Source organism: Sporosarcina sp. NCCP-2716 (assembly GCF_023707985.1).
Lineage (GTDB): Bacteria > Bacillota > Bacilli > Bacillales_A > Planococcaceae > Sporosarcina.
The window spans coordinates 147902-163578 of record NZ_BRCF01000007.1 but is presented as its reverse complement, the minus strand read 5'-3'; the positions used below and the strand labels follow the sequence as shown (position 1 = coordinate 163578).

16 protein-coding genes are annotated in these 15677 nt (G+C 55.2%); 9 read left to right on the top strand and 7 right to left on the bottom strand.

Annotated elements, in window-relative coordinates:
• Window positions 1-319 precede the first annotated feature (319 nt).
• From NFU03_RS11475 to NFU03_RS11455, 5 genes are all read left to right on the top strand, one after another.
• Window positions 320-2590, top strand: a complete 2271-nt coding sequence (locus NFU03_RS11475) for an ATP-binding cassette domain-containing protein (protein WP_251638816.1) — start codon at window positions 320-322, stop codon at window positions 2588-2590.
• A gap of 249 nt (window positions 2591-2839) precedes the next feature.
• Window positions 2840-3832, top strand: a complete 993-nt coding sequence (locus NFU03_RS11470) for a DNA/RNA non-specific endonuclease (protein WP_251638815.1) — start codon at window positions 2840-2842, stop codon at window positions 3830-3832.
• A 95-nt stretch (window positions 3833-3927) separates the two neighbouring features.
• Complete coding sequence (locus NFU03_RS11465; protein WP_251638813.1) at window positions 3928-4374, top strand: GNAT family N-acetyltransferase; 447 nt, start codon at window positions 3928-3930, stop codon at window positions 4372-4374.
• 200 nt (window positions 4375-4574) lie between these two features.
• The gene (locus NFU03_RS11460) at window positions 4575-6050 is read left to right on the top strand and encodes a BCCT family transporter (RefSeq protein ID WP_251638811.1); all 1476 of its coding nucleotides are present in this window, start codon (window positions 4575-4577) and stop codon (window positions 6048-6050) included.
• Window positions 6051-6088: 38 nt separating this feature from the next.
• Window positions 6089-6745, top strand: a complete 657-nt coding sequence (locus NFU03_RS11455; RefSeq protein ID WP_251638809.1) for a hypothetical protein — start codon at window positions 6089-6091, stop codon at window positions 6743-6745.
• 181 nt (window positions 6746-6926) lie between these two features.
• Here the strand turns inward: NFU03_RS11455 and NFU03_RS11450 are convergent, their stop codons facing one another.
• From NFU03_RS11450 to NFU03_RS11435, 4 genes are read right to left on the bottom strand one after another with little or no spacing between them, the layout of a single operon-like run.
• Complete coding sequence (locus tag NFU03_RS11450) at window positions 6927-7688, bottom strand: STAS domain-containing protein (RefSeq protein WP_251638807.1); 762 nt, start codon at window positions 7686-7688, stop codon at window positions 6927-6929.
• Window positions 7675-8337, bottom strand: a complete 663-nt coding sequence (locus NFU03_RS11445; RefSeq protein ID WP_251638806.1) for a cobalamin B12-binding domain-containing protein — start codon at window positions 8335-8337, stop codon at window positions 7675-7677. The genes NFU03_RS11450 and NFU03_RS11445 overlap by 14 nt, the downstream gene beginning before the upstream one ends.
• Window positions 8334-8708 (bottom strand): hypothetical protein, encoded by a 375-nt coding sequence (locus NFU03_RS11440; RefSeq protein ID WP_251638804.1) that lies wholly within the window; start codon window positions 8706-8708, stop codon window positions 8334-8336. The genes NFU03_RS11445 and NFU03_RS11440 overlap by 4 nt, the downstream gene beginning before the upstream one ends.
• A complete protein-coding gene (locus tag NFU03_RS11435; protein ID WP_251638802.1) occupies window positions 8708-9013 on the bottom strand; it encodes an antibiotic biosynthesis monooxygenase family protein in 306 nt (101 codons plus the stop codon). Before NFU03_RS11435 ends, NFU03_RS11440 begins: the two co-directional genes overlap by 1 nt.
• A 222-nt stretch (window positions 9014-9235) precedes the next feature.
• Between NFU03_RS11435 and NFU03_RS11430 the strand changes: the two genes are divergently transcribed.
• Both NFU03_RS11430 and NFU03_RS11425 read left to right on the top strand, forming a co-directional pair.
• Window positions 9236-9778 (top strand): DUF4256 domain-containing protein, encoded by a 543-nt coding sequence (locus NFU03_RS11430; RefSeq protein WP_251638800.1) that lies wholly within the window; start codon window positions 9236-9238, stop codon window positions 9776-9778.
• Window positions 9779-9821: 43 nt separating this feature from the next.
• Window positions 9822-10457 carry an NUDIX hydrolase gene (locus NFU03_RS11425; RefSeq protein ID WP_251638798.1) on the top strand — a complete coding sequence of 212 codons (636 nt, stop codon included), beginning with the start codon at window positions 9822-9824 and terminating at the stop codon, window positions 10455-10457.
• A gap of 62 nt (window positions 10458-10519) precedes the next feature.
• Here NFU03_RS11425 and NFU03_RS11420 read toward each other — a convergent pair whose 3' ends face one another.
• The gene (locus tag NFU03_RS11420) at window positions 10520-11434 is read right to left on the bottom strand and encodes a D-alanyl-D-alanine carboxypeptidase family protein (RefSeq protein ID WP_251638796.1); all 915 of its coding nucleotides are present in this window, start codon (window positions 11432-11434) and stop codon (window positions 10520-10522) included.
• A 181-nt stretch (window positions 11435-11615) separates the two neighbouring features.
• Here NFU03_RS11420 and NFU03_RS11415 point away from each other — a divergent pair, with 181 nt between their 5' ends.
• Together NFU03_RS11415 and NFU03_RS11410 are read left to right on the top strand one after the other, a co-directional pair.
• Entirely contained in the window at window positions 11616-12116 is a 501-nt protein-coding gene (locus NFU03_RS11415; protein WP_251638794.1) for an LURP-one-related/scramblase family protein, read from the top strand.
• A gap of 13 nt (window positions 12117-12129) precedes the next feature.
• Window positions 12130-12333: a transcription initiation factor TFIIIB gene (locus NFU03_RS11410; RefSeq protein WP_251638792.1), complete on the top strand. Its 204-nt coding sequence runs from the start codon at window positions 12130-12132 to the stop codon at window positions 12331-12333.
• Window positions 12334-12813: 480 nt separating this feature from the next.
• Here the strand turns inward: NFU03_RS11410 and NFU03_RS11405 are convergent, their stop codons facing one another.
• Together NFU03_RS11405 and NFU03_RS11400 are read right to left on the bottom strand one after the other, a co-directional pair.
• Window positions 12814-14430, bottom strand: coding sequence for a thiamine pyrophosphate-binding protein (locus NFU03_RS11405; RefSeq protein ID WP_251638790.1), 1617 nt, complete (start codon window positions 14428-14430; stop codon window positions 12814-12816).
• A gap of 235 nt (window positions 14431-14665) precedes the next feature.
• Window positions 14666-15652 carry a bile acid:sodium symporter family protein gene (locus NFU03_RS11400; RefSeq protein WP_251638788.1) on the bottom strand — a complete coding sequence of 329 codons (987 nt, stop codon included), beginning with the start codon at window positions 15650-15652 and terminating at the stop codon, window positions 14666-14668.
• Window positions 15653-15677 lie beyond the last annotated feature (25 nt).

Here is a 15677-nt window from a genome sequence, read left to right as displayed (position 1 = left end):
AGAGTATGCAGTTGAACTGCTGTTTGCTTGCTCGAGGGCAAAGGGTATATCACCTGAGGCTCATTGAATTGTGGCAGGCTGGCGGCAATGGTCTGCAGCTGTCAATAGAATAGAGAATTGTGTTTCATGTCCCCCCCGGACGAATGGCTCGGGAGGATTTTTCAGTCTCTTGGAGTGAATACTGAACAGTAAACGCGGACCGGATTCCGGGGACTCTAAGTGTTCATTGATCAACGTCATGGGTAAACAATTCATAAATCCGGTATGGTAGGGTATACAGAAACAAACCATCCAAACACGAAAGGAACGAAACCATCCCATGGCAGACACCAATGACCAAATCATCCTAAAAGGCCTCAAAGAAAACAATCTGAAAAACATTGACCTTACCATACCGAAAGAAAGAATAGTCGTGTTCACCGGACTGTCGGGATCGGGCAAGAGTTCGGTCGTGTTCGATACGCTGGCGACGGAGAGCCGGCGGCAGATGACGATGAACTATCCGCTGTATGTCCGGAACCAGATGCCGCGGTATGAACGGCCGCAGGCGGATCTGATGCAAAACTTAAGTCCGGTCGTCGTGGTGGAGCAGAAGCCGATCGGCAGCAATACGCGGTCGACGGTCGGGACGTATATGGATATCCATCCGCTGCTGCGGCTGCTGTTTTCGAGGATTGGGCAGCCGTCTATCGGTTCCGCTACTGATTTCTCGAGCCACAGTTCGTTCGGCAGCTGCCCGGAATGCGGCGGCTTCGGTGAAGTGATCGCGCCGGACGTCAATAAGCTGGTCGATTTCAATAAATCACTGCGCGATCGGGCGGTGCAGTTCAAGCCATTGTCGCCGTCCGGCTGGCAAGGGCATTGGATGATGACGTGCGGCCTGTTCGATCCAGATCTGCCGCTGAAGGATTATCCGGAAGAGACGCTCCACCTTCTATTGTATGGCCCGCGGGAGGGGGAACGGGCCTATGCGCCGTTCCATACAAAGAACGGGCCGCATAACGCCGAGTGGGACGGGCTGCTGCCGCGGTTCACACGGGTTTACATCAACCGGGATATCTCGAAGCTGAAATCCTTATCCCAGGAGGACGTGTTAGCGATGTCTACGCATGCCCCCTGCCATACGTGCCAAGGGTCCGGCCTCAATCCGGCAGTGCTGGCCAGCAAAATCAACGGACTCAACATTGCAGACTACGATCAGCTCGAGCTGCCTGAACTGCTCCGGGAACTGCAGGCCATCCAGGAGCCGATGGGGAAATCGATCGCCCAGCAGGCCATTCCGTTCGTCATCCAGCTGATCGACATGGGGCTCGGCTATCTGAGCCTCTCGAGGAAGATGGCTACTTTGTCTGGAGGGGAAGCCCAGCGTGTGAAGATCGCCCGGCATCTTGGCAGCAGTCTCAATAATATTACGTACATTTTCGATGAACCGAGTGCGGGGCTTCATCCGAGCGAAGTAGAACTGCTCATTCAGATGCTCCGCCGCATCAAAGAACAGCATAATACGGTCATCGTCATCGAACACAATCTGGCCGTCATCCAGATGGCGGATGAAATCATCGAGATGGGGCCGGGAGCTGGGGCGAACGGCGGGGAAGTGATCTATGCCGGAGATGCGTCGGGAATGAAAGAATCCCCGACCGCCCTTGCGCTTCAGCACCAACTGACCGTCAACAAGCATCCTAGGGAGCGGACGGGCAGCTTTTCGATCGAACGAGCGTCCAACAATAACTTGCAGCACGTGGATATCCACATTCCGAAAGGTGTTTTTACCGCTGTGTGCGGCGTGTCCGGTTCGGGGAAAAGTTCACTCATATTGGAAGCATTCAAAAGCCGGCATTCTGAATCGATCACGGTCGAACAAGGGGGCATCGGAATTTCCAGCCGCTCCACGATGGCGACCTATATGGGCATCATGGATGACATCCGCGCGACATTCGCAAAAGCGACCGGGCAGCCGGCTGGATTGTTCAGTTTCAACTCGCTCGGCGCCTGTCCCGTCTGCAAAGGGAAAGGAGTGCTGACGCCCGAAGTGGCATTTGCGGACCCGGTAACGATTTCGTGTGAAGCATGCGGCGGCACGCGGTACTCCGATGAAGCGCTATCCTATCGATACGAAGGGAAGAACATCGTCGAGATCTTGGCGCTGACGATCGAGGAGGCACGCGATTATTTCACGCAGCCGAAGATCCTGAACCGGGTGAAGACGCTGCAGGACGTCGGACTCGGCTACCTGACACTCGGGCAGACGACCAGTTCGCTGAGCGGAGGGGAGATCCAGCGGCTGAAACTCGCGAGCCAGCTGCAGAAGGAAGGCCAGATCTATTTGCTGGATGAACCGTCTTCCGGCTTGCACGCAGAAGATAGGAAGAAACTGCTCGACGTCTTTCAGAAACTTGTGCAGCGCGGCAACTCGGTCATCATCATCGACCACAATCTGGACATGCTCGCAGCAAGCGACTGGATCATCGAAATGGGGCCTGGCGGCGGAAAGCAGGGCGGTTCGGTACTGTTCGAAGGCACGCCGGCCGACATGCTGCTGGCGGACACAGCTACGGCAAAATGGCTGCGGGAAGCGGTGGAAGGGTGACAGGGCAGGCTGCCGGCTGATACTGCTTTCTGCTATTACGGATTAAAGCGGTGTCCCCGGATCTGAGATTTTCACCACAACCGCCGTCGGAATAGGTGCGGGACAAATTATGAACATCACTTTTTCATTCTACACTACGGGAATTCCCGTTGCGTTCCAGCTGGATTAGACGTACCATGGAATTTGTGTGTTTGCACAGGATGTATCCGTGCAGGCTGAATAAATTCCCATGTACAGGAGTCATTATGAATGAAAAAACTACACTATTTGATAGTATCGGCAACAATGCTGTTGCTGGCAGGCTGTACGGAGCCGGGGGAAACCGCTCAAATTGATGAGCAGGAGAGTTCACAGGAACAGGCGGCAGTCACAACAGACGCGGTGGATACGGAGGAGACAGAGACAACTCCCGCAGCAGAGCCGGCAGCTGAAGTAACTGAGCCTGAAAAATCCGAGCAGCCCGATGCCGCGGCCGCTGAAGCCCAGCAACAGGAAGAGCAGTTCGCCGGATACAGACGGATCGAAGTGGATGGCGGTGATCTGTCCGGACATCGCGAACCGAATGTTGTCGTCGACATCGGGTACGGTGACCGTGAATACTGGGGATTCACGAATGAGTACGGCCAGCTGGTGCGCGTGGTTGCAGACGAAATCATTCTACAAGACGACCGTACAGAGTCTATAACAACGGCCGGGAGATACTACTCGGATGAAGCCAAGGTGCCGGGTGTCGAAAGCGCCACGCTGGATGAAGGGCATGTCATCGCCGATTCGCTTGGAGGGGTGTCCAATGCGTATAATATCACCCCGCAAGACAGTACGCTCAACCGGCATGGTGACCAGGCCTATATGGAAAAAGTGATCCGGACCGCAGGCGGCGCCGAGCACTTTGAAGCGATCATTACATATCCGGATACAGAAACACAGATCCCTTCGCACTACCACTACACTTATACGGTGAAAGGCAACCAGGTCACAGATGATTTTGATAACCAAAACCCGGACGATGTCAACGAATCTCTCGGGCTTACCGGAACCAACAAGAACGAATCGAAACCCAACTCTGAACCCGCAAATTCTTCATCAGACGAAGGCGATCTTTCCAGTGTCGATACGAATGGTAACGGAATGGTGACCATCGCAGAAGCGAAAGCAGCAGGATTCAGTATGCCGATCACCAGCGACCACTGGTTATACAAATACATGCGGGACAATGATCACGATGGAATGGTAGGGGAATGACAAATCCCCTGACGCTCAGTGTGGTATAATCCCCCGTGTGTGTCGGCCTTGAGGTTGGCCGAGGATGAAGTGCCGTTAGGAAGGGGGCAGGACAAATGGAAGTACGACTGATGGAACCGCCGCAATTAGAGGACATGAAGACATTGTTTCTCGACGTATTCTCAAACGATCCGTGGTTTGACCAATGGACGGACGAACAGCTGGATGCATATATGGAGGATCTGACCGGCAACAGCAATTCACTCTCACTCGCTCTTATGGATGAGGACGGTAAGCTGATCGGCGGTTCGCTCGGGTATGTGTTCAACTGGTGGGAAGGCCGGGAGTATTTCATCCGGGAGTTTTTCGTCTCCCGCCAATACCAGAACCAAGGGGCGGGCAGCCGATTCCTGTCGCTGATGAACGGAATTCTGAAAGAAAAGGGGATTCGCCACATTGCACTCACGACGGAGAAAGACGTGCCGGCGTATCCGTTTTATCAGAAGAACGGTTTTCGGGATCTGGAACAATCTGTGTACTTAGTGAGGAAGGTGACAGAGTGACCGACTGACACAAAGAGCGGGTAACGTCAGTCCATGGAGTACCAGCCAGACTGCCTGATTTCCATGCAGCCGCGAAGCATTAGTAAATGCTGCGCACAAAATTGTCCGCGCAGCTGAAAAGGGGGTTTGTAGGGCTAAAGGATGTGGAACACTACACTATTGACACATCCGTGCATCATGAATAGAACGGAGGAGTTTGTTTGCATATCACAAAAGTATTCTGGTACGCGGTCGCCATCTGTACGGCGATTGTCGTCTGGGGGTTCTTCGCCCCGGACAATCTGAACAAGGTCACCGAGAAGACGACTGCCGTCATTTCCAATGACTTCGGCTGGTTCTATACGCTCGTCATCGTGGCACTGATCAGTTTCTGCATTTATATGTTGTTTTCCAAGTATGGAAGTGTGAGGCTCGGCAAAGATGACGAAGAGCCTGATTTCAGTCTGCCGGCCTGGTTCGCGATGCTATTCAGCGCCGGGATGGGCATCGGTCTGATGTTCTTCACGACAGCTGAAACCATTTCCCATGCGTTCATCCAGTCGCCGAATGCCGAGCCCGGCTCCGAGCAGGCGATCTTGGATTCTCTTCAATATACTTTCCTCCACTGGGGATTCCACGGATGGGGCCTCTATGCTGTCGTTGCGCTGATCTTTGCGTATTTCAAATTCCGTGTCGGCGCACCGGGGCTGATCAGCGCGACACTCGTACCGCTGCTCGGCCAAAAAATGATGCGGGGGACGCTCGGTCAGATCATCGATACGCTTGCCATCTTTGCCACGGTGATCGGTGTTGCCTCCACCCTCGGTTTCGGCTCCGCGCAGATCAACAGCGGACTGACGTTCCTGTTCGATGCGCCGAATGCGTTCTGGTTCCAAATGATCATCCTGGCCATCGCTACCGTGATCTTCATTGCATCTGCCTGGTCGGGACTCGGCAACGGCATCAAGTACCTCAGCACGGCCAACTTGTGGCTCGCGTCAATCTTGCTGCTGGCAGTCTTTTTCGTCGGCCCGACCGTCTACATCCTGAATATGTTCGTGACGTCATTCGGAAATTACATCAGCCACTTCGTGGAGATGAGCTTCGACTTGAAACCGGTCAATGAGAACAAACGGCAATTTGTCAACGACTGGACACTGTTCTACTGGGCGTGGTGGATCTCCTGGGCGCCTTTCGTCGGGATGTTCATCGCCCGGGTGTCGAGAGGGCGGACGATCCGCGAGTTCATCATCGGAGTCCTGATCGCCCCGACGCTCGTCACGTTCATCTTCTTCGCTGTATTTGGCGGGTCGGCGCTTAACTTGGAACAGCACGGCATCGCGAAGCTTTCCGAGCTTGCGACGGAAACCGTTACGTTCGGCATGTATACCCACTATCCGCTGGGAACCGTGCTTTCCATGCTGACGGTTTTAGTCATCGCCATTTTCTTCATCACATCAGCCGATTCCGCCACGTTCGTCCTCGGGATGTTCAGTACAGGCGGGCAGCTCAACCCTTCGAACGTCGTGAAGATTGTCTGGGGACTCCTGATGTCGGCGATGGCGGCCATCGTCTTGTACTCAGGGGGCATCAAAGGTTTCCAGAACATGCTCATTATAGCGGCCCTGCCGTTTTCCTTCATCCTGCTGGCCATGGTCGTCTCCTTCTACAGGACCATCCGGCAGAACGAACCATAAGAAACTGCACGTTATTTACTGAAAGGCGGGGATGAACCATGAAACTCGTAAACGTCCGGAAAGGCCAATTCGTCTACTACAAAAACAGACTGCACAAAGTCTACTCAGTAAAGCCGTTCTTCAAGAAGTCCGTCCACCTCATCCGGCTGGAGGACTTCAAGCAGCAGCTCGCGACCGCGAAAGAAATTGACTTCTACAAACCTCAGCACCTCGACAGCTTTATGTTCAACCACGTGAGGTACACATTGGACAAGACCGTCAAAGCGGAAGTCGGCAACTACATCATCGTCATCAACCCCAAACCTGATCCGCTCGACCAGCATCATCTGAACACGATCGAGGCCGTCTCCTCCGTTGAAGGAAACGGGGTCATCACCAATCACTCCAACGGTATCCGGTTCAATGAGTACTGGGTGATGGTGCCTGAGCTGCTTGAGGGCGCAACTGTCATCGACCGGCAGGATCCCGATCTCGAAACGGATGATCCGGACGATTCACCGGCAGCTGCAGCGAAGGAACGCTACCTTCCGGTCATCGGAGACATCTGCCATCGGCTGGGCAGTGAGCATGCATTCGAAGCGATGGTCATCGCCATCCATGGCGACGTCGTCCACCTCGGCGGGAACCTAGAAGTGTCCCTCGCGGAGCTGGCGGACGAAACGAAATGGAGTTTTGTGAAGAACGTCCGCTACTGACCCTTCTGCGTAAGAACAGGTGAGGGCGTACAGACCGGACAAAAAAAGGCGGCTGCCTGCAGGGATTCTGCAGGCAGCCGCCTTTTTTCTGTGCGCATCGTTGAGGATTGTCAGCGCGTTTCATATTAGGATGGTAACTAAAAACAGCGGATATGACTTTTCAAAAGAAGTTGTTGTGCCGCTAGCGCGAACCGGCTTGACGCTCAATCGCATCCCGCAACGTCTTCATGAACCGGATATCTTCGGAGAACTCGAGCTCGTTCCATTCCTTCACATGATTCGGATGGAGCCCTGACACAATGATCATGAAGCCGAGCAGGTCAAGCATATTGACGAGTTTGGCGAACCCGTCCAGACCGCCCTGCTCAATGCGGCCTACCGCTGTGAAGTCGATGATAATTGTCTCGACAGCTGACGAGTATGCCCGCTGGGTGATTGTCAGCGCGATGTTTTCCGACTTGCCCGCGTCGAGCGCGCCGAATATCGGAATGATGGCGACGGTGTCCGACAGTTCGATGAACGGCGAAGACAGCTTAGTATTCTGATGCAGGAGGGCTTCCGCTTCCTCCTTCGCTTCGAGCAGTTCGAAGTTGGTTTCCGTCAGCCGGCTGCGCAGCCTGCCGAGCTGCTCACTCACTTTCAGAATCGTCTGGTCCTGTTTGACGATGACTATTTCGCACTCCTGCTCATCTGTCCAGGAAGCGTAGAGGTCTGCGAGCAGCAGATCGCCGCTGCGGGATAGCACGGTAATCTCCACACTTTCCGCCGTCTCCGAATTGTTGAGATGCTTCTCCACTTTGCGGCGGCTGCCGGTATCGATGACATCGAAAAGGTTTGAACCGGAAGCCAATTGCAGCACGGCAGCTTCGTTCAGATCCGTAATCTGGAAATCACCATTTACGGTATACATCGGCAGCGGCATATGCGGATTAGAGTATGACATGTTTCGGTTCCATTCCCTTTCCGGCAGATGACAGCCAGTTGTGCAAATCGCTCAGCGCCGGCATGACGACGACCCCGCCGGGTGCTGCATCCACTTCGAACGATGTCATCGGAGCCATCCGTCCGCCGATCACGATCGTCGGCTTGCTGGCAGTGTCTCCGAGCACCTGCACGGATTTCTTCAACATCGGCAGACGGTACGAAAGGGCGGCCGACATGGCGACGACGTCAGGCTGCCACGCATTGGCGGCAGTCTCCGCATGACGCAGCGGCAGGTTCGGCCCCAGATAGCGGACAGTCCAGCCAAATTCACGGAACACGGCAGCAGCCATTTTGAGTCCAATGTAATGTTCTTCGCCTTCCACGCCGAACAGCATCACTTTCCCGCGATTTGCCGGCTCTTGCCGAGCGGATCGGAACTCGTAATCCGAGATGACATAATCACAGACAGCTGTCGCCAAGTGTTCGTCGGCAACGGAGATGTCATTCTGTTCCCACAGCTGGCCGATGTGCACCATGGCCGGGGTGATGAGGTCTTCGTACAAGTGCAGCCGGTTCTCTTCAGCCAGGACTTGCTGGATGAAGGAACGGGCCGCCGTTTCATCACCCGTCAGAAAAATGTCCGCCAGCTGTATGGAATATCCATTCATCGAACTCCTCCTCTCCCGCTCAGCTGATGCAACGTCATGAGTGCCTGCTGTAAATAATATAGAAACGCTTTTTCGCGCATGTCGTCCAGTTTACCGGGAAGAATAATTACCAAACGCTCGAAATTGTCGACAATGAGTTCCGTCCCGACATTCCGGCTCGTCAGTATGTCGTTAAGCCATTTGGTATAATCGAGGAAAAAACGAGGGTCGTCCATCTGAAACGCGGTTTCCAGATGATTCAGGTGATGGAAATTGTCCTCTGCCGTACGGAACCGTCCGTTATCCCCGAATTTCTCGGAAAGCCATGGATAGGCCTCATAGATCTGCCAGACGACCTCGTCGACAATCTGTTCCTTTGTTTCCTGATTCATCAGTCTGCCACCACCTTGTACTGGGCGACTTTCGGTATGATCGAGGCGAGTTCCTGATCGGGATACTTCTTCTCAAGCTCATGGATATCCTTGAACTCCTGGCTCCTTGCCCACGCCAGATAGTGCTCCCTTGTCTCCCATTCCATATGGACGACGAGCTCACCCGGCCGTTTCTGGTTTTGCAGCAGCTGGAAAGTGAGGAACCCTTGTGCTTGATCAACCCGTTTCGAGCGGCTTCTATAGATATGAATGACTTCCTCCGCCTTTTCTTCAGGAACTTGGAAAGTTGAATTGACGATATACATGGCAGCCTCCTTTACGGGCTTCTTCGAAATTCGAATTATCTAAGCCTAGTGTAACATAGCTGTGCAGTATAAAAAATTGATTGACCTATGAATTGGAAGCAGCTAAGTTAGAGATTAGAAGCGTACATGGCAGGCGTTGACCCGACTGAACCCGATACCAGAACGGGATGCAAAGGAAGAGGGCTGCCTGCTGAAAAACAGATATCACGGGGGGAATCGGAAATGGCAGAAGAAACGAAGGATCTGTTGGAACTCTTGCAAAAACGGTTCGAAGAAAATATGCACCGCCATCCGGGGACGGAATGGAAGGACGTGGCAGCTGCTCTTACAGCACAGCCGTCCAAGCTGAAGATTTTGCAGGCGATGGAAGAAACGGGCGGAGAGCCTGATGTGGTCGAGCTCGGTGCAGTGGAAGGGACATACACCTTCATCGACTGTTCACCTGAAAGTCCGAGCGGCCGCCGGAGCATCTGTTACGACGCCGCAGCACTCGAAGCGCGGAAGAAAAACAAACCGGCGGACAGCGCTTGCGCAATGGCAGCTGCAATGGGCATCGAGCTACTGGACGAAGCGCAATATCGCGCATTGCAACAGCAAGAACCATTTGATAAAAAAACATCCAGCTGGATCAAAACCCCCGAGCCGATCCGCAGTCTCGGCGGTGCACTGTTCTGTGACCGCCGCTATGAGCATGTCTTCACGTATCACAACGGCGCGGATTCCTACTATGCGGCCCGCGGGTTCCGCGGAATGCTCACGGTATAAGGCGTGCCGACTTCGATAGGAAGCTTCCGGAAAGGGGAACACGATGGAAACTGAGATGCTGAATATTTTCACTCAAGACGGGAGACCACTCGGCACGGCGCCGCGCGACGAAGTCCATCGGCTTGGATACTGGCATGAAACGTTCCATTGCTGGGTCACCGGAACGCAAGACGGAGAGGACGTTGTGTACGTGCAGCGAAGGAGTCCGGACAAGAAGGATTACCCCGATCTGTTCGACATCACGGCTGCCGGACATCTCACTGCCGATGAAACCGTAAGGGACGGCACGCGGGAGATGGCGGAAGAGATCGGCCTCGAAGTCGATTTCGACGAGCTGCAGCCGCTTGGTATCATCCCGTACAGCATCCGGCAGTCGGAGATGATCGACAACGAGCGCGCCCATGTCTTCCTCTATCATACCGGCCTGCCGCTTGAAGACTTCCGCGTGCAGCCGGAAGAAGTGGTGGGCTTAAGTGCAGTCGCCATCCGCGACTTCGCGGCTCTCTGGCGCGGCCAGCAGGACACAGTTCCGAGTCGCGGCTTCGTCCTGAACTCCGACGGAAACTCCCGGCCAGTCGCACAGCAGCTCAGCAGAACGGACTTCGTGCCGCATCCAGATACCTATTACAGTATTGTCCTGAAAGGTCTCGAAGAGGCAGAGCGAGCGAGACGCAGCTAATCCGGAAAGCCCCCTGCCGATAATACCGGCAGGGGGCTCCACTTATTCATTCATACATCAACTCACTTGAAACCGCCTGCCACGGCCTGGCCCAACAGTTTCAGCGTATCCCGCTTCTGGGCGAAATCGGGATGGCTCACATCCTCGAGCGGTGCGCCCATGACGACATTAATGTACTCACGTCCGTCCGCGGTGCTGAGCGTCGCCCAGCATTGTCCGGCTTCGTACGTCGTGCCGGATTTGCCGCCGATGATTGTAAATCCGTGCTGCTCTTCCGGGTGGAGGGAAGAGAGCACCGTCGATTTCAGCTGGATGCCAGCCGGGTGATCCGCCGTCGCGGTTGTCGTGAACGCCGGCTTCGTGAAAATCGCCCGGAAGTTTTGATTGCCCAGCGCATGGTCGAGCAATTTCGCCATGTCCGCCGCAGTCGTGTACTGTTCCGGATCGTGCAGCCCCTCAGGATTACTGTAGTGGGTCTTTGTCATGCCGAGTGCCGCAGCTTTTTCGTTCATGAGCCGGACGAATTTTTCCCGGCTGCCGGCTACGTTGATCGCGAGCGAATTCGCTGCCTCCCCGCCGGACGGCAGCATCGTTCCGTACAGCAGATCCCGGTATGTCACCGCCTCACGTCCGTAGAACCCCGCCATCGACGCATTCTGCGCCACCATTGCCTGATATGTCTGGACATCGACGGGCGCACCTGCCGACAGATCATCGATATGCTCCAGCGCGACAAGCGTCGTCATGATCTTCGTCAGCGACGCAGGGTACGCTTTCGACGTTGCATCTTTTTCAAAGACTGCTTTTCCTGAATCGCGGTCGAGCAAGTAAATATGCTGGCTCGCATACCCGTCCGAATTGCCGCTGCTGAACAGCTCTTTCACATTCCAGTCACTCTGTCCGGTAACGAGCAGGGCGACGGACAGCACCACTGCCAGTAACACAATATTGCGGATGAACCTCATCATTTTTTTCATAAGTCCTCTGCCTTTCATTCAATCCTGTATGTAATTCCGGTTTCATCTTCTCCAGTATAAGGGAGAAATCTGTAGGAATGTATAGACAACATCTGAAGGTTTTCTTAAGAAAGAAACGAAACCTTCCGAACGGCTGCCGCGTAGAAGTATGTAACAAGACGAGAATCAGGGGGGATGGCACATGAGGGAACTGTACATTAAACAAAAGTTGCTGCGGCTGAATGGCCAATTCACAGTGAAAGACGATCAGGAACGCGACGTCTACGAAGTGGAAGGAAGCTTCCTGAAAATCCCGAAGACATTCACGATCCGGGACGCGGACCAGCTGGAAGTCGCATGCATTACGAAGAAGACGTTCAGTTTCCTGCCGACATTCTACGTGGAGGTACAAGGTCAGGAGACGGTCACCATCCACAAAGAGTTCACTTTCCTGAGACCGAAATACACGATCGACGCAGCCGGAGTGGAAGTGAACGGCAACTGGTGGGAAATGAGCTTCGACGTGCTGAAAGATGGGCAAGTCGCCGGAACCGTCGACAAGAAATGGTTCCAATGGGGCGACAGCTACCGCGTACAGGTTTTCGACGAATCCCTCGAGACACTCATCGTCTCCCTCGTCATCGCCATCGACTGCGTCAAAGCCGACCAGGGCGGCGCCGCGTCAGCCGCGTCGTTCGGATAAGGAGGAAACCAGCATGGAGTTCAACCAAACACCCACAGCCTGCCCCAAATGCGGAAGCCAAGAGCTTGGCAGAGGCAAACAGAATGGCTACGCGGTCATGTCCCCGGTAAGCAAAGTACGTTTCGGATCCGCCGTCGAATACTTGCTCTGCACCGATTGCGGCTATATCATCGAGTCGTATGTGAAAAATCCGGAAAAATTCAAAGGCACGTTATAACCCCATTGACTTGTGTGCTCCGCCGCGGCGGAGCATTTTCTGTTCGAGCGGGCGCGGGCCAAGTGACCGAGGCGGAGGAGAAGGTAGGGGAACGGTCACTTGGGGGCGTCTCTAGTGCCCGGTGTGTCGGATATCTGTGTGAGTCGGTCACTAGGGAGCGTCCTTACTGACCGGGGCAGTCCGTAAAGGCGTGCACCGGTCAATAGGGCATGCTCTTTCTGCCCGTGCCAGCCGAGCAGCATGCCTCCTGGGCGTTAAAGGGCAATCCTATTTTTAAGTACCAATCCTTTTTTTATGTACCTGTGCGCCAAACAAACGTGTTTGTTTGAACAATCGCGACAATTAACCGCCCGGAAATCCCACGGATCGCAGCTGCATACCTTATTCCACACGGCTACTTCGCTGCGCCAAGTGCTTTTCATCAATCCAACCAACAAAAAAAGCGGCAACCGGACACCCGGTCACCGCTCATTCACTCATTCACTCCGTCTCCGGGAAAAACGCCTGCGCTGTCCGGACATCGACAAGCGCCGGACCTTCAATACCAAGCGCATCCTCCAGCACGGCCTCCAGATCATCCTCCGCACCGGGACGGAACCCTTTCCAGCCGCACGCTTCCGCCACCTGCACGAAATCAGGATTCGTCAAATCGGTTCCGATACCTTTAGCGCCAAGCACCTTAAGCTTATCGACTTCCATCTGCAGCGACTCATTGTTTAGCACGACTACCGTAATATCGAGCCCATACCGGGTCGCCGTCAAGAGATCGGCGAGTACCATCTGCAGTCCGCCGTCACCGACGACCGCCACGACTTGCCGGCCTGGCTCCGCCAGTTTGGCCGCCATCGCTGCCGGTAGTCCGAAGCCCATCGTCCGCCAGTAGCCCGACACGAGAACCGTCTGATCCGTCTGCCGGAAATTACGGTTCATCCACACCGTATTATCGCCTGTGTCGAGTGCCAAGACGGCATCTGCCGCAACCGTCCGGTCAAGCGCGCGCACGATACGCGACGGATGGAACGGGAATCCGTCCGTGCTGCCTTCCTCCTCGTTCTGGCGATCCCATTTCGCTTTCACATCCGAACAGCGCGCCAGCCAATCATCCGATCGGGTGAAACCGCCAAGGCCGTCCGCCAAAATCGGGAGCACGTCCTCCGATTTACCGGTGATCCCGAGATCCACAGGAATCGTCTTCTCGATTTTATCGAACTGACGGTCGACTTGGATTACCTGGGCGTCTGTCGGCACATATCCTTCCGGCCACCACGTCGTGCCCGCGAGCAGCACGACGTCCGCCTCCTTGAACAGGTCAGCCGCAAACGGGTTGCCGCCCTCGCCGATGCCCTGCAGCATCTGCGGAAACTCCGCTTCCACCAAGCCCTTGCCGCCAAGACTCGCCAGGATGCCGGCGCCCCAGTTCTCCGCCAGCCGCTTCAGATCGTCCACAGCACCAGCAGCACCGGCACCCGCGAGGATCATCGGTCTCTTCGCCGACTTCATGACCGAAACCGCCTTCGCCAAACTATCCTCCGTGAAGACGGCAGTCCCTTCGATGACATCCGCAAGCGGCCGCGGTGCAGCTGATGTCTTCGCCATGAACAGGTCCTTCGGTACGGACAGATGCGTGACACCGCGCTTGTTCAGCGAAGTCGCCGCAGCCCGTTCCAGAAGGTCGATCGCCGCATCAGCACTCGCCAGATTATCCGAATAGAGGGCGAACGGCTTCATCAGATCCTGCAGATTGACGTACTGCTGAAACTCGGTCCCGATCTTTTCCGTCGGTGCCTGTCCGGTCAGCGCGAGCACCGGGACATGATCCGCGTGCGCATCTCCGAGGCCGTTCAGCAGATTCGTCGCACCCGGCCCCATCGTCGACGTGCAGACGCCGAGCCCGCCGGTCAGTTTCGCCTCCGCGGATGCCATGAACGCCGCCACCGACTCATGCTTACAGGCGATGAATTCAATCGCATCCTGCCCTGCCAGCGCATCGATCAGCCCGAAACTCGCATCGCCCACCACCCCGTAAATCCGCTTCACACCATACAACGACAGCTGTTCCAGCATCACTTGTGCCACTGTTTTCTCTGCATTTGCCACAACTTCGCCCTCCTCGATTGTCATATATCTGAATGACTCCAGTAATCCTCAATCTTCCCTCGATAAAACCCGGACAAACGCTCCGCATCTTAAAGTATGGAAGGGAAGGGGGGAATTCTGTTCACACAAGCTGGACTATCCTAAAAAAAATGAAAGGAGGAGGAGCAAAACAAAAAACGGACAACCAATTGAATGGCTGTCCGGTACACACGTATTCAGGTAAAGCATTATACGATCACAGCGTCTCCACCCGCTGCACAGGCACAGTATCCGGCTCGGCCTCCGGTGCCATTTCCACGGCCGGCTTCTTCGACCAGATCGTCGCGAGGATCGGCCCTGAAATGTTATGCCAGATCGCGCCCCATACACTCGGCAGCGCTGCGAGCGGGCCGAAGTGAGCTGTGGCAAGCGCCACGCCGAGCCCCGAGTTCTGCATGCCGACCTCAATCGAAATCGCACGACGGTCGTTCTCGTTCAACCCGAGTCCGAGCGCTGTCAAATACCCAAGCAGCAAGCCAAATCCGTTATGCAGGAACACTGCCGCAAACACGACGAACCCGGACGAAATGACGTTGCCTGCGTTCGCCGACGTCACCGCAGAAACGATGATCAAAATCGCGAGCACCGAAATGAGCGGCACGACCGACACGCTCTTCTCGACTGCACGAGGGAAGAAGCGGCGGATCAACAAGCCGAGCACGATCGGAACGATGATCACCTGCACGATTGACTTGAACATCGACAGCGGATCGACCGGCAGCCATTGGCCCGCGAGCCACAACAGCAGCACCGGCGTCACGACCGGCGCCAGCAGCGTCGATAGCGACGTCATCGCCACCGACAGCGCCAAATTCCCCTTCGCCAAATACACCATCACGTTCGATGCCGTCCCGCCCGGCACACACCCAAGCAGCACAAGCCCCGCCGCCAGCTCAGGCGGCAGCCGGAACACATACGCCAGCGCAAACGCCACGAGCGGCATGATCACGAACTGCGCCGCCACCCCGATAATGACCGGCAGCGGCTTCGTCGCGATAATCTTGAAATCCACCGCCTTCAACGTCAGCCCCATCCCGAACATGACGACGCCAAGCAAAATGGAGATATACGCCCCAAGCCCTAAAAACGGCGCAGGAAACAAAAACGCCACCGCCGCCGCAATGATGACCCACACCGCAAAATACTTCCCCGCAAACGAACTGATCGACTCCAACACTCTCATCCGGCAAGCCCCCGATTTCTGAATT